Here is a 277-nt window from a genome sequence, read left to right on the forward strand (position 1 = left end):
GCCGTGGCGCGAGTTCGAAAAGCACTTCGAGGGAATCTTGGTAATCCAGCGGCAACACGGCATGCAGGCTTTCGCTGACACGCGCCATGCGTTGCATTACTGACAGTTCAGCGAGTCCGTCCTGGGCGTGTTTGAGAAACGTCTTGGACTTGAACGCCGGGTACACCGCGCTCATTTCGTCAGCGATGTGCTGCAAGCGCTCGGCGTTGAAGATTTCCTTTAACGCCGGGGCGGCGGTGTCGTTGGAGCTCATGATCAGTTCATCGGTGTGCTGATG

General features: G+C 57.4%; 1 protein-coding gene. It reads right to left on the reverse strand.

Annotated elements, in window-relative coordinates; genetic code table 11:
- Nucleotides 1-253, reverse strand: a 253-nt coding sequence (locus tag AAEY83_RS14550) for a hypothetical protein (RefSeq protein ID WP_351059972.1), incomplete at its 3' end; no start/stop codon positions are given.
- Nucleotides 254-277 lie beyond the last annotated feature (24 nt).

The organism is Psychrobacter sp. TB20-MNA-CIBAN-0197, assembly GCF_040309765.1.
Lineage (GTDB): Bacteria > Pseudomonadota > Gammaproteobacteria > Pseudomonadales > Moraxellaceae > Psychrobacter > Psychrobacter submarinus.